Source organism: Microbacterium sp. CIAB417 (genome assembly GCF_022788845.1).
The window spans coordinates 400,712-413,272 of record NZ_JAHZUT010000002.1; the positions used below are offsets into that span (position 1 = coordinate 400,712).

General features: G+C 72.4%; 13 protein-coding genes and 1 riboswitch. Of the genes, 12 read left to right on the forward strand and 1 reads right to left on the reverse strand.

All coding sequences use genetic code 11. From position 1 onward, the window contains the following. The first annotated feature begins 36 nt into the window (after positions 1-36). The 6 genes from KYX17_RS08665 (at position 37) to KYX17_RS08690 (ending at position 5,227) form a co-directional block, all read left to right on the forward strand. On the forward strand, positions 37-1,095 hold the full coding sequence (locus tag KYX17_RS08665) for an enoyl-CoA hydratase/isomerase family protein (protein WP_243226598.1): 1,059 nt from the start codon (positions 37-39) through the stop codon (positions 1,093-1,095). A gap of 2 nt (positions 1,096-1,097) precedes the next feature. Beyond that, entirely contained in the window at positions 1,098-1,922 is an 825-nt protein-coding gene (locus KYX17_RS08670; protein ID WP_243226599.1) for an LssY C-terminal domain-containing protein, read from the forward strand. Beyond that, a complete protein-coding gene (locus KYX17_RS08675) occupies positions 1,919-2,437 on the forward strand; it encodes a hypothetical protein (protein ID WP_243226600.1) in 519 nt (172 codons plus the stop codon). Before KYX17_RS08670 ends, KYX17_RS08675 begins: the two co-directional genes overlap by 4 nt. Before the next feature lie 71 nt (positions 2,438-2,508). Continuing rightward, entirely contained in the window at positions 2,509-3,435 is a 927-nt protein-coding gene (locus KYX17_RS08680) for a J domain-containing protein (protein ID WP_243226601.1), read from the forward strand. A gap of 51 nt (positions 3,436-3,486) precedes the next feature. Then, positions 3,487-4,794, forward strand: a complete 1,308-nt coding sequence (locus KYX17_RS08685; protein WP_243226602.1) for an SLC13 family permease — start codon at positions 3,487-3,489, stop codon at positions 4,792-4,794. A 55-nt stretch (positions 4,795-4,849) separates the two neighbouring features. Continuing rightward, complete coding sequence (locus KYX17_RS08690; RefSeq protein ID WP_243226603.1) at positions 4,850-5,227, forward strand: TIGR03618 family F420-dependent PPOX class oxidoreductase; 378 nt, start codon at positions 4,850-4,852, stop codon at positions 5,225-5,227. A gap of 19 nt (positions 5,228-5,246) precedes the next feature. Here the strand turns inward: KYX17_RS08690 and KYX17_RS08695 are convergent, their stop codons facing one another. Further along, positions 5,247-6,830 (reverse strand): D-alanyl-D-alanine carboxypeptidase, encoded by a 1,584-nt coding sequence (locus tag KYX17_RS08695; RefSeq protein ID WP_243226604.1) that lies wholly within the window; start codon positions 6,828-6,830, stop codon positions 5,247-5,249. Between the two features lie 37 nt (positions 6,831-6,867). After that, positions 6,868-6,978: riboswitch (TPP riboswitch) on the forward strand. On the opposite strand from KYX17_RS08695, the gene KYX17_RS08700 reads away from it, so the two are divergent. The 6 genes from KYX17_RS08700 to KYX17_RS08725 all read left to right on the forward strand — a co-directional run bounded on the left by KYX17_RS08700 (position 6,971) and on the right by KYX17_RS08725 (position 12,536). Beyond that, the gene (locus KYX17_RS08700) at positions 6,971-7,609 is read left to right on the forward strand and encodes an ECF transporter S component (RefSeq protein WP_238343723.1); all 639 of its coding nucleotides are present in this window, start codon (positions 6,971-6,973) and stop codon (positions 7,607-7,609) included. (Overlaps the previous riboswitch by 8 nt.) Next, complete coding sequence (locus tag KYX17_RS08705) at positions 7,606-9,069, forward strand: ABC transporter ATP-binding protein (protein WP_243226605.1); 1,464 nt, start codon at positions 7,606-7,608, stop codon at positions 9,067-9,069. The genes KYX17_RS08700 and KYX17_RS08705 overlap by 4 nt, the downstream gene beginning before the upstream one ends. After that, entirely contained in the window at positions 9,066-9,851 is a 786-nt protein-coding gene (locus KYX17_RS08710) for an energy-coupling factor transporter transmembrane protein EcfT (RefSeq protein ID WP_243226606.1), read from the forward strand. Before KYX17_RS08705 ends, KYX17_RS08710 begins: the two co-directional genes overlap by 4 nt. 281 nt (positions 9,852-10,132) lie before the next feature. Next, positions 10,133-10,894, forward strand: a complete 762-nt coding sequence (locus KYX17_RS08715; protein ID WP_243226607.1) for an SDR family NAD(P)-dependent oxidoreductase — start codon at positions 10,133-10,135, stop codon at positions 10,892-10,894. After that, positions 10,891-11,661, forward strand: a complete 771-nt coding sequence (locus KYX17_RS08720; RefSeq protein ID WP_243226608.1) for an enoyl-CoA hydratase/isomerase family protein — start codon at positions 10,891-10,893, stop codon at positions 11,659-11,661. Before KYX17_RS08715 ends, KYX17_RS08720 begins: the two co-directional genes overlap by 4 nt. 32 nt (positions 11,662-11,693) lie before the next feature. Next, a complete protein-coding gene (locus tag KYX17_RS08725) occupies positions 11,694-12,536 on the forward strand; it encodes an NAD(P)-dependent oxidoreductase (RefSeq protein WP_243226609.1) in 843 nt (280 codons plus the stop codon). Positions 12,537-12,561 lie beyond the last annotated feature (25 nt).

Below are 12,561 nucleotides of genomic sequence, written 5' to 3' on the forward strand. Positions count from 1 at the left end.
CCGTCCGGACGCTCGGGCGGCGCTAACGTGGCGGGCATGAGCGGTGCGGATGCGACGGTGCTGGTGCGGTCGGATCAGGGGGTGGGGCGGCTGACGCTCAACCGCCCGCGCGCGCTCAACGCGGTCGACATCGACATGGTGAGCAGTCTCGCCGCCGCGCTGGATGCCTGGGAGCGAGACGCCGATGTCGAGGTCGTGCTGCTCGACGGCGCGGGCGATCGCGGCTTCTGCGCGGGCGGGGATGTGCGGGCGCTCCGCGAGCAGGCGATGAGCTCCGACGCGGAGCGCACCGCCGAGTTCTTCCTCGCGGAGTATGCGCTGAACGCCCGCCTGGCCGAGTACCCGAAGCCGGTCGTGACGATCGCCGACGGGATCACGATGGGCGGCGGCGTGGGGCTCGCCTCCCACGCCGGGCACCGCGTGGTCACCGAGCGCTCGCAGCTGGCGATGCCCGAGACCCGCATCGGCTTCACCCCCGACGTCGGCGGCACGTGGCTGCTCGCCCACGCGCCCGGGCGCATCGGCGAGTACCTCGCGTTGACCGGCGGCACGATGGATGCGGCCGATGCGATCTACGCGGGCTTCGCCGACCACCTCGTTCCCGCCGACCGTATCGATGCGTTCCGCGACGCGCTCGAGACCCGCGCAGACCCGCAGGGCCCGGCCGAGCTGGTGCTCCTGTTCGACGAGACCCCGGAGACCTCCCGCCTCGAGAAGGCGAGGCCCTGGATCGACGACGTGTTCTCCGCCGATTCGGTGAGCGAGATCCTCGCGCGGCTGCGCGCGCACCCCGAGCCGGATGCGGCCGCCGCCGCCGAGCTGATCGCCTCGCTCTCGCCCACCGCGCTGACCGTGACGCTGGAGGCGGTGCGTCGCGCACGGCGCAAGCGGTCGCTGCGCGAGGTGCTGGAGCAGGAGTACGGCCTCGTGATGTGGTTCGCCCTCACCCAGCCCGATCTCGTCGAGGGCATCCGCGCGCAGCTGGTGGACAAGGACCGGTCCCCGCGCTGGCAACCCGCCTCCCTCGATGAGCTCGATCCCGGTCTCATCGACCAGGCCTTCGCTTTCCGACCTCCGCGGGCGCTCTGGGGTTGATCATGGTTGCGGGGGAGAAGCGAAAGCGTCGGGCCTACTCGATCGGCGTCGCGCTCGACGGCTTCTTCTTCGTCTTCGCCGGCCTCGCCTCCGTCTGGCTCGCGTATCTCAGTTTCACCGAGACGTTCCGTGTCGGATGGTGGGGCATCCCGCTCGCCATCGCGTTCTGGGTGCTGCTGGCCTACCTGGTGCTGCCGCGGCTGCACCGGATCCTGACGATGATCTACGTGCCCGACTACTTCATCGGCCGCACGCGCACGAGCGACGGACTGCTCGGCGACCCGGTGAACCTCGCGTTCATGGGCAGTGCGGAGCAGATCGAGGAGGTGTTGCGCCGCGCCGGCTGGACGAAGGCCGATCCGGTGACCCTCGCCTCGTCCTGGCGCATCATCACGTCGACGCTGACCAGACGCAGCTACGACGAGGCCCCCGTCAGTCCGCTGTTCCTGTTCTCCAGGCAGCAGGACTTCGCCTACCAGCAGGAGGTGGACGGCAATCCCGCGCAGCGGCATCATGTGCGCTTCTGGCGCTGCCCCGACGACTGGCTGCTGCCGGGCGGGCGTCGGGTCGACTGGCTGGCCGCCGGCACCTTCGACACGGCCGTCGGACTGTCGCTGTTCACCCTCCAGGTGACCCACCGCATCGACGCCGACACCGATGTCGAGCGCGACCACATCGTGCAGACGGTGACCGCGGCCGAGCCGCGGGTGAGCGTGGACGTCATCGCGGACTTCTCCACCGGCTATCACGCCCGCAACGGCGGCGGCGACAGCATCCGCACCGACGGCGATCTGCCGATCGTGGATGTGCGGGGGGTGAGGGCATGAGCGAGAGAGTCCCGCGCAAACGCGCGGCGTTCGAGTCGCCGGTGCGTCTCGCGCGCCCGCTGGCCTACGACCCGCACATGCCCCGGCCCGCTGCGACCGTCGCCGGCGGGCTCCTCGTGCTGCTGCGTGTGCTCGCGGGCGTGTTCTGGCTGCTGTCGATCAGCCTCGAGTGGCGTCACATCGTGCACGACGCGTCGCTCGTGATCGACGGCGTGCCCCTGAGCGAAGAGGAGCGGGCCCTCGGGCTCGGTTTCGTGTGGGCCGTGGGCGGCGCCGTCCTGCTGTTCGACGCCCTCATGGCGATCTTCGTCCTGCGCGGCGGCAACCGCTCGCGGGTCACCGTGCTCGTCTTCTCGGTGCTGTCGATCAGTTTCGCGTTCTCGACCTGGTGGGTGCAGGGTCAGGACATCCGCATCAGCGGCACCCTGCTGAACCTCGGCTTGGACATCCTGGTGCTGCTCGCGCTGTCCAGCCGCAAGGCCGCGGCGTACGCGCGACGCAACGAACGCCGCTGAGCTCACGGCGCCCGAACAGGCGCGGGCCGGTAGCCTGGACGCTGCCGTGCGGCAGGTGAAAGCGAGGCGGCGTGTTCGACAGTCCCCTCTCCGCATCCGCGTACGACGTCCTCCAGGTCGCCGCCGACGCCGACGACGAGACTCTGCGGCGTGCGTTCCGGGTGCGCCTGCGAGAGACGCACCCCGACACCGGCGGCGACGCCGTGCGCTTCGTCGAGGTGCAGCGCGCGTGGGAGCTCGTGGGCACGCCCGAGGCGCGAGCGGCGTACGACCGCGGCCGGGGCGCGGTGAGTGCCGCACCCGAGGCGGAGGGCGCGTGGACGCCGCCGCGTGCGCGGCAGGACACGCGTCCGCGCGCCCGATCGGCCGGCCAGCCCGGCGGATGGCGACGCGAGCGCTACCTCACCCTCATCCGCGAGTGGGTGGGGCGCGGTGCGGAGGTGCCCGATCCCTACGACGCGCAGCTGGTGCGTTCGGCGCCGCGCGAGATCCGGCGCCTTCTGGCCGACGCGCTCGCCGAGGAGGCGACCGCGCGCATCGTCGCCGATCTCGGCATGGGCTACAGCGTCTGGCACGACGTGGCCGCATCCGGCCGCAGCGGCGACCTCGACGAGAAGCTCGACCACATCGTGCTCGGCCCGAGCGGCCTGTACGGGGTGCTCTCGGAGGACTTCGGCGGCCCGGTCGGCTTCCGCCGCGGCGAGATCATCGGCCCCGCCGTCGTCGGCGCTCCCGTCAGCGACCTGATCTCGCGGATGCGGGTCGTGGCCCGCGCAGCGCGGGTGCGTTTCAGCGGCGCCATCGTCGTGCTGCCCGACAACGACCTCGCCCAGCAGATCACCGAGCTCGGCACCGTGCGCGGCACGCCCGTCGTCGTCGCAGGTCGCTCGGCGCTGGCCACCGTGCTGCGTCGCGGCGTGAGCGGGGCGCGCGACATCGGCGGCAACGAGGTCTTCGACGTGCGCACGCGCCTCGACGCCACCGTGCGCTTCGTCTGATCGCACGGCCTCGCACCGGCGCGGCGAACAGCCCGCCGCTAGCGTGGAGGCATGGATCCGATCGCCGCGACCTTCCTCATCCTGGGGCTGGCGGTGCTCGCGTTCCTCTCCGGCCGCGTGCCCCTGGAGGTCGTGGCGATCGGCGTCGCGCTCGCCCTGTGGGCGACAGGTGTGCTCACGCTCCCCGAAGCGCTTGCCGGCTTCGGCGATCCCACGGTGCTGTTCATCGCCAGTCTGTTCGTCGTAGCCAGCGCGCTCGAACGCAGCGGCATCACCCGCTGGCTCGGAGGCCTGATCGTCGCGCGCGCCGGCCATCGCCGTGGCCCGGTCATCGCCGCGCTCGGTGCGCTCGTGGCGGTGCTGACCGCCTTTCTCAGCATCAACGGCGCCGTGGCCGCCCTGGTGCCTGTGGCCGCAGTGATCGCCCGGCGCGCCCGCATCCCCGCGTCGAAGGTGATGATCCCGCTCGCGTTCCTGGCGTCGGCGGCCTCGTTGCTCACGCTCACGGGCACACCGGTGAACGTCGTCGTCTCCGAGCTCGCCGAGGCCGAGACCGGCCGAGGGTTCGGCTTCGCGGAGTTCGCGCTCGTCGGGCTCCCCCTGCTGGGCGGCGCCCTCGCCGTCATCATCCTGTTCGGGGACCGTCTGCTGCCCTCCCGAACCGATGTCCTCCCGGATCCCGCACCCGGGCCGCGTGAGGCGGAGACACTGTCGCTTGTTCCCGAGACCGTGCGTACGGGCGCCGTGCGGACCGTGCGCACGGGGATGCGGCGCGGAGCCCGGCGCACGCTCGTCATCACCGGCATCATGGTCGTGCTGCTCGCGACGGGGATCGCGCCGCCGGCGGTGGCGGGCCTGGTGGCGGCCGGTGCCCTCGTCCTCACCCGCGTCGTGACGCTGCCTGCCCTGTATCAGGACATCTCGTGGACGACGCTGGTGCTCATCGCCGGCATGATCCCGCTCTCGGCCGCCTTTCTGCAGACGGGCGCGGCGGAGGTCGTGGCCGACGGTGTTCTCCGCGTCGTGGGCTCGGCCGATCCGCACCTCGCGCTGCTCGCCGTCTGCGTCGTGACGGTTGTGCTCGGTCAGTTCATCTCGAACGTCGCGACGGTGCTGATCGTCGCGCCCGTCGCCACGGCGATCGCGGTGAACCTCGGGGTCAGCCCCATCACCTTTCTCATGGCGCTGACCGTCGCCGGCGCAGCCTCCTTCCTGACGCCCGTCGCGACCCCGGCGAACCTCATGGTGCTGAGCCCGGGCGGATACCGCTTCGGTGACTACTGGCGCCTCGGACTCCCGCTCGCCCTTCTCTTCCTCGCCGCGGCCGTGTTCTACGTGCCGCTCGTCTGGCGTTTCTGAGGGAGAGTCGGCCCACGGTGAGCGCTCGCCTATCGGGCTCTGGCAGGCTGAGGCGGTGATCACCGATGCCGCGCGCGCGTTCCTGTCCGAGTACCACCTCGCCACGCTGTCGACGCTGGGCCGGCACAACCGCATCCACTCGGTGCCGGTCGGCATCACGTACGAGGACGGCGTCGTGCGGGTGATCGGCTCCCGTGGCAGCCAGAAGTTCCTCAACGCCGAGCGCGCGGGCCGTGCGGCCGTCAACACCGTCGACGGTCCGCGCTGGCTCAGCTTCGAGGGCGCGGCGCGCGTCGTCGAGGATGCGGATGCGGTCGCCCACGCCGTCGAGCTCTACACCCGGCGCTACCGCGAGCCGCGTCCGAACCCGGACCGGGTCGTGCTGGAGATCACGGTCGAGCGCGTGCTCGGCTCTCCCGACTTCCGCGCCTGAGCGCCGTCGACGGGATCGCTCAGACCAGGCCGAACAGCTCGAGCGGGTGGGTCAGACGCCACCAGGGGCTGGGGCCGTCCACCTCGCCGTCGAGCACGACGTCCACGGTCGACGCGTTCTTCGGGCCGGTCGCGATGAGAGAGCCGACGACCTCGCCCTGCTCACGTGCGTCGCCGAGGTCGAACGAGGTCGCCACCGACGCGGCGGAGCCGTTCCAGAGCACCACATCGGCGTCGGACGCGGTCACGATCGGAACGGTCGTGCCCCACCGCGTCTCCACCCGTCCGACCGTCGTGCCGGCCGCAACCGAGGGCCCCAGCTGCAGCTCCTGCTCGACCTGGGCGAACAGGGCGCGCGTGACCGCATCCCGCGTCTCGACGTCGGGCTGTCCGAGCGTCGCGGCGTAGATGCGCACGGTGGTGTCGCCGATCGTGACGTCCTTCGCGGCGAGCAGGTTGTAGGAGTCGAGAGTGCCGGTCTTGAGGCCGACGACGCCGGGGTCCGCGAGCAGGTTGTTCGTGTTCTCGACGAGACCCGCGCCCGGAAGCTCGACGGAGGGCGTGCGCACGATCTCGGCGATGACCGGGTCTGCCAACGCGCGCTTGGCGACCTCCAGGAGCGCCTCGGGGGTCGCCGTGTTCTCGGCCTCGATGCCGGCGGGGCCGGCGATCGTGATGCCCGCCAGGCCGTGGGCGGCGAGCCAGTCGTTGGCCGCCCGCGCGTAGACGGCGTTGTTGGGCCAGATGGTGTCGGCGAGGCGGTCGGCGTAGTTGTTCGCGGAGCCCATGAGCATGCCCTGCAGCATCTGGTACTCGCTGAGCGTTCCTCCCACAGGAACGTCCAGCGCCGATTCGCCGTTGCGGCGGTACGACCAGTATTCGCGCTCGTCGGCGGCGCTGAAGGCGAACTCCCTGCCTTGCTCGCCCGCGGCCAGGGGCATCTGGTCGAGGACGACCATCGCCGTCACGACCTTGGTGATGCTCGCGATCGACCGGGCATCGGCGCTGGACGCGATGGCCGAGCCCACGCCGTCGACCACAACGGCGGCGCTGCCCTCGCCCGGCCAGGCGCCGACGGCCGCTGCCGCGGGGGTGGGCTCGACGACGGACGCCTGCACGGTGGGGGCGATCGCATGCAGCGGCCAGAGGAGCGTGGTGCCGCAGTACGCCGCGATCACGGCGACGATCAGCCCGATCGGAACGAGCACCCCGGGGCGCCACGGGGTGCGGCGCGGGGCGCGGGCGAGCAGGTCTGCGGCGACGGGGGTGAACGATGCGGCGCCCGCGGCCTCGATCTGCGGAACCGCCCGGGACGCGTGGGTAACGGAGGTCTCATCGACCCAGCTCAGCGCCGTGGTCACGGGAGGCACGACCACCGGCACCGACGCGGTCGCATCCTGCGCGGGAGAGAAGGTGTGCTCCGATGTGTCGTCGAAGCTCGCGGCCGCGATCATCGCCGGAGTGGATGCCGCATCCGCCGGCACGCGCGGCACGTCGATCTGGAGGTCGTCGGGCGGCAGCGGCGCCTCGTCGACGGTCGGCTCGGCGCGTCCGCCGCGGCGCAGCGAACGCCGAGTGGGCGGGGTCGGGCCTGTCACGGTCACTCGCCTACGGTAGCGCGAGCTGCGGGTCTATACTCGGCACGTCAACCACGGGAGTCCGGTGAGCCGGGCTGAGAGGAAGCGGATCCACGCTTCGACCGTCGAACCTGATCCGGATCATGCCGGCGCAGGAAGGAGCATCAATGCACACGTCCACGTCCACATCCGCTCGTCCTTCTCTCACCTCCCGGTGGCGCTGGCGGGTCGTCGACATCGTCGTCGCCAGCGTGATCGGTGTCGCCGCCGGCGTCATCTTCTGGGTCTGGGGCCAGGCCTGGACGCCGCTGAGCACGGCGCTCGCGTTCCTGCCGGGGCTCGAGGGCCTGCTCGCCGGGGGCTGGCTGTTCGCGGGTGTGCTCACGGGGCTCATCATCCGCAAGCCCGGCGCGGCGCTGTACGGCGAGATCGTCGCCGCGGTCGTCTCCATGGCGCTCGGCACGCAGTGGGGCTTCACGACCTTCATCTGGGGCGTCGTGCAGGGGGTGGGTGCCGAACTCGGCTTCGCGCTGTTCGCCTACGCGAACTACCGGCTCTGGGTCGCCCTCGTCTCGGGTGCGCTCACGGGACTGGCCGTGGCGCTGCTCGACACCAACTTCTCCTCCATCGCGGCGTACGACGCCGGCCCCCGCGCGATCTACTTCGTCTCGGCGATCGTCTCGGGCATCCTCATCGCGGGGCTCGTCTCGTGGCTGATCGCTCGTGCGCTCGCCGCGACGGGAGCGCTCGACCGGTTCGCCTCCGGACGTCAGGCGCGCATCGTCGAAGCCGCCGACGCGGCGTGACGCTCGGCGCGCGGGTCGTCGCCCGCGGGTGGGGGTGGCGGCACGCCGGCCGCAGGCGCTGGGCCGTCGCCGACATCGATCTGACGATTGAGCCCGGTGAGCGGGTGCTGCTGCTGGGAGCGAGCGGTGCGGGAAAGTCGACGCTGCTGCGCGCCTTCGCCGGCGTGCTGGGCGGCGACGAGGACGGCGAGGCCACGGGAGAGCTGACCGTCGACGGCCAGCCCCCCGCATCCGTCCGCGGCGTCGCGGGCATGGTGCTGCAGGACCCCGACGCGCAGGTGATCCTCGCCCGCGTCGGCGACGACGTCGCGTTCGGCTGCGAGAACCTCGGGGTACCCGCCGGCGACATCTGGCCGCGAGTCGGTGAAGCGCTGGATGCGGTGGGGCTGTCGGTGCCGCTCGACCACCCCACGTCCGCCCTGTCGGGCGGACAGAAGCAGCGGCTCGCGCTCGCCGGTGCGCTGGCCATGCGCCCGAAGCTCCTGCTGCTCGACGAGCCGACGGCCAACCTCGATCCCGACGGCGCTCGACAGGTGCGGGATGCGGTCGCCGCGGTCGCCGCCCGCACCGGGGCGACGCTCGTCGTCGTCGAGCACCGCGTCGACCTGTGGGCCGATCTCGTCGACCGCGTCGTCGTGCTCGCGCCCGAGGGCGGGGTGCTGGCGGACGGCGTTCCCGCCGACGTCTTCGCCGCGGCCTCAGACGCCCTCACGCAGGCCGGGGTCTGGGTGCCGGGAGTGCCGGTGCAGACCACCCGGCGCCCGCGCACCGCCGAGGCGTCACCGCTCGTGATCGGCGCCGGCCTCGCGGTCGGGCGGCGGCGGATCGGACGCCGCGAGGCGCTCGCCGCCGCATCCGGGATCGACGTGCAGCTGAGCGCGGGGCGGGCGCTCGCGATCACGGGAGCCAACGGCGCCGGCAAGTCCACGCTCGCCCTCACCCTGGCGGGGTTGCTGCCGCCGATCGGCGGCGAGGTACGCGCGGCGGATGCGTTGGCCGCCGGCGTCGGATCCGACCCCTCGCGCTGGCGCGCCGCGCAGTTGCTCACCCGCATCGGCACCGTCTTCCAGGTGCCCGAGCATCAGCTGCTCACCGCGCGGGTGCGCGACGAGCTCGCCGTCGGTCCTCGCGCGCTGGGGCTCTCCGAGGCGGAGGTCGCCGCGCGGATCGATCCGCTGCTCGAGCGCCTGCGCCTGGGACGCCTCGCCGAGGTGAACCCCTTCACGCTCTCCGGCGGGGAGAAGCGCCGGTTGACGGTCGCGGCGGTTCTCGCGACCGCGCCCCGCGTCATCCTGCTCGACGAACCGACCTACGGGCAGGACGCGCGCACCTGGCGGGAGCTCGCGGACCTGATCGACGAGCTCCGCGCCGACGGCACCGCGATCGGCTTCGTCTCGCACGATCCCGCCCTCGTCGAGGCGCTCGCCGACGACGAGCTGCGGCTGGGTCGGGCCTCATGAGCCTGTTCGCGATCGACGCCTCGGCCAGTCCGTTGGGCCGGATCAACCCGGTCGCCAAACTCGTCGCGACCCTCGTCGTCTCGGTCACCCTGCTGCTCTCGATCGACCCGGTCTCGGCAGCCGTCACTCTCGCCGCCACGCTCGTGCTCCTCGCCTTCTCGCGGCTGCGGGCGCGCGAGCTCTGGCTGCGCGTGTGGCCGATCGGAGTCGCGGCACTCATCGGCGGTGCCGCCACCGTGCTGTACGGCCGGCCCTCCGGCGCGGTGTTCTTCGAGTGGGGGCTCGTGCGTGTCAGCGAGGGATCCCTCTCGCTCGCAGCCGCCATCGTGCTGAGGGTGCTGGCGATCGCGCTGCCGTCGGTCGTCCTCTTCATCACGACCGATCCGACCGACCTCGCCGACGGTCTCGCCCAACTGCTGCGCCTGCCCGCCCGCTTCGTGCTCGGTGCGCTCGCGGGCCTGCGCCTGGTGGGGCTGCTCGTCGACGACTGGCGCGAGCTCGCGCTGGCGCGGCGGGCGCGCGGGGTGGCCGACCGCGGCCGCATCCGCCGCTTCCTCGGTCAGGCGTTCGCCCTCTTCGTGCTCTCCATCCGCCGCGGCACGAAGCTCGCGACGGCGATGGAGGCCCGCGGCTTCGGGTCGGACGCACCGCGTACGTGGGCTCGGCCGTCGCGGCTGGGCTGGCGCGACGCGGTGCTGCTCGCCCTCGCGGCGGTGATCGCCGCCGCATCCGTGACCGCCGCGGTGCTCGCCGGCACCTGGACCCTCGTCTTCGCCCTCTGACGCTTCCGGGCTCCGCCCGCTGTTCGCCTGCCTGAGATCGAGCCGCCGGCCTCGATCTCAGACAGGCGAACAGTCACCCCGCCTGCTCCCCTGTCACAGATCGAGCGCTGCGCGTCGATCTGTGACAGGGGAGCGAGAGTGTGGCCGGGCGAACGGGCCGGGGGCGGGCGGGCGGGGGGCAGGGTGAGCGGGTCCGCGGAGCCGAAGCGGGGGTGGCGCGTGACGGTGGGACCCGGTGCCGCGTAGGGTGGAACCCGATACCGACGTACGAAGGAGAACGTATGGATGTCGCGGGTGCATCCGCGCTGGTCACGGGCGGCGCGAGCGGACTCGGCTGGGCCACGGCGCAGCGACTCGCCGCCGACGGGGCGCACGTCGTGCTCGTCGATCTGCCGTCCTCGGCGGGTGAGGAACGCGCGGCCGAGCTGGGCGGCACGTTCGCCGCGGCAGACGTCACGAGTCCGGAGCCGATTGCGGATGCGGTCGCCGCCGCATCCGCCGTCGCGCCCCTTCGCGTGGTCGTCAACTGCGCCGGCATCGCCCCGCCGGCCAAGGTGCTGGATCGTGAGGGCGCCCCGACACCGCTCGCCGACTTCGAGAAGCTCGTGCGCGTGAACCTCGTCGGCACCTACAACGTCATCGCCCAGTCAGCAGCCGCCATCGCCCGCACCGAGCCGGCCGCGGGCGGTGACCGAGGCGTCATCGTGAACACGGCGTCGGTCGCCGCGTTCGACGGGCAGATCGGGCAGCCGGCGTACTCCGCGTCCAAGGGCGGCGTGCACGCGATGACCCTGCCGATCGCCCGCGAACTCGCCCGCCATGCGATCCGGGTCGTCACGATCGCGCCGGGCATCATGGAGACGCCGATGCTCGCGGGTCTGCCGCAGCCCGCGCAGGACTCGCTCGGTCAGCAGGTGCCGTACCCCGCCCGCCTCGGACGGCCCGACGAGTATGCGGGCCTCGTGGCCGAGATCGTGCGCAACGGCTACCTCAACGGCGAGACGATCCGTCTCGACGGCGCGATTCGGATGGCTCCGCGATGAGCGCCGACTCGATCCTGGTGGAGATTGCCGACGGTCTCGCCCGCGTGACGCTGAATCGTCCCGATCGACTGAACGCGATGGACTTCGCCATGGGCGAGCGCTGGCGCGACGTCGCCCGCCAGGTCACCGCCGACCCCGCAGTCGGCGCCGTGCTCCTGGATGCGGCGGGCCCCGCCTTCTGCGCCGGCGGCGACGTGATCTCCATGGCGACCTCCGGCGCCGGCGGCAGCGACGTCACCGCGGCGGCGCACGTGATCCACGAGGGCATCCGTGCCTTCACCGAGTCCCACGTACCCGTGGTCGCGGCGGTCCAAGGCGCGGTCGCCGGGGGAGGGCTCGGCCTGATGCTCACGGCGGACTACATCGTCGCGGCGGAGGGTGCGAAGTTCGTCAGCCGCTACGCGAACATCGGCCTCACGCCCGACCTCGGCGTCTCGACCCTGCTGGCCGCCGCCGTCGGCTCGCGCCGCGCGCTGCAGCTGCTCCTCCAGGACCGCACGCTGTCGGCTCCGGAGGCGCTCGAATGGGGGCTCGTCGCGGAGGTGGTCGCCGATCCCGCATCCCGTGCTCTCGACATCGCCCGCTTCTGGCTCGAGGGCGCGACGGGCGCGTTCGGCCAGGCCAAGCGGCTCGTCCGCTCGGGCGCCGACCGGTCGTTCGCCGAGAACCTCGACGACGAGGCGCGCACGATCGGCGCCGCCTTCGACACCCCCGAGGCGAAAGCCCGCATCCAGGCGTTCGCCGCCGCATCCGCCCGCCGCGGGTGACGCCGACGTCTCAGACGTACCAAGGAGATCCCATGACCGAGCAGAAGCCGCTCGCCGGCAAGACCATCCTGATGTCCGGCGGTAGCCGCGGCATCGGCCTCGCGATCGCGCTGCGCGCGGCGCGCGACGGCGCGAACATCGCCCTGCTGGCCAAGACCGACACCCCGCATCCGAAGCTCGAGGGCACCGTGCACACCGCGGCGGCAGCGATTGAGGAAGCGGGCGGGCACGCGTTGCCCCTCGTGGGCGACGTGCGCAACGAGGACGACATCACGCAGGCCGTGCTGACCGCCCACGGGGAGTTCGGCGGCATCGACGTCGTCGTCAACAACGCGTCGGTCATCGACCTGTCCGGCTCTCTCGAGCTCGCGACGAAGAAGTACGACCTCATGCAGGACGTCAACGTGCGCGGCACCTTTCTGCTCTCCCGCGCCGCGGTGCCGATGCTGAAGGATGCGCCGAACCCGCACATCCTGTCGCTGTCGCCGCCGCTGAACCTGTCGCCGCGGTGGCTCGGCGCGCACACGGGCTACACCCTCGCGAAGTACGGGATGACGATGGCGACCCTCGGCATGGCCGCGGAGTTCGCAGATGCGGGTATCGCCGCCAACACACTGTGGCCGCGGACGACGATCGCGACCGCCGCCGTGCAGTTCTCGCTGGGCGGCGAGCGGATGATGGCCGTCAGCCGCACCCCCGAGATCTACGCGGACGCGGCGTACGAGGTGATCACGCGGCCCGCGCGCGAGTACACGGGCCAGACGCTGATCGTCGAGGACGTGCTGGCCGAGGCGGGCGTCACCGACCTCTCGGGATACGCCGCCGTGCCCGGCACCCCCGACTCGGCGATGTTCCCCGACATCTTCCTCGACTGAGCGCGCTCGGGCGGCTCGCACCTGT

Excerpts from the sequence above, each read along its gene's own strand:
- KYX17_RS08665 (WP_243226598.1), top strand. The coding sequence starts at position 37 with ATGAGCGGTGCGGATGCGACGGTGCTGGTGCGGTCGGATCAGGGGGTG.
- KYX17_RS08670 (WP_243226599.1), top strand. The coding sequence starts at position 1,098 with ATGGTTGCGGGGGAGAAGCGAAAGCGTCGGGCCTACTCGATCGGCGTC.
- KYX17_RS08675 (WP_243226600.1), top strand. The coding sequence starts at position 1,919 with ATGAGCGAGAGAGTCCCGCGCAAACGCGCGGCGTTCGAGTCGCCGGTG.
- KYX17_RS08685 (WP_243226602.1), top strand. The coding sequence starts at position 3,487 with ATGGATCCGATCGCCGCGACCTTCCTCATCCTGGGGCTGGCGGTGCTC.
- KYX17_RS08700 (WP_238343723.1), top strand. The coding sequence starts at position 6,971 with ATGCACACGTCCACGTCCACATCCGCTCGTCCTTCTCTCACCTCCCGG.
- KYX17_RS08710 (WP_243226606.1), top strand. The coding sequence starts at position 9,066 with ATGAGCCTGTTCGCGATCGACGCCTCGGCCAGTCCGTTGGGCCGGATC.
- KYX17_RS08715 (WP_243226607.1), top strand. The coding sequence starts at position 10,133 with ATGGATGTCGCGGGTGCATCCGCGCTGGTCACGGGCGGCGCGAGCGGA.
- KYX17_RS08720 (WP_243226608.1), top strand. The coding sequence starts at position 10,891 with ATGAGCGCCGACTCGATCCTGGTGGAGATTGCCGACGGTCTCGCCCGC.
- KYX17_RS08725 (WP_243226609.1), top strand. The coding sequence starts at position 11,694 with ATGACCGAGCAGAAGCCGCTCGCCGGCAAGACCATCCTGATGTCCGGC.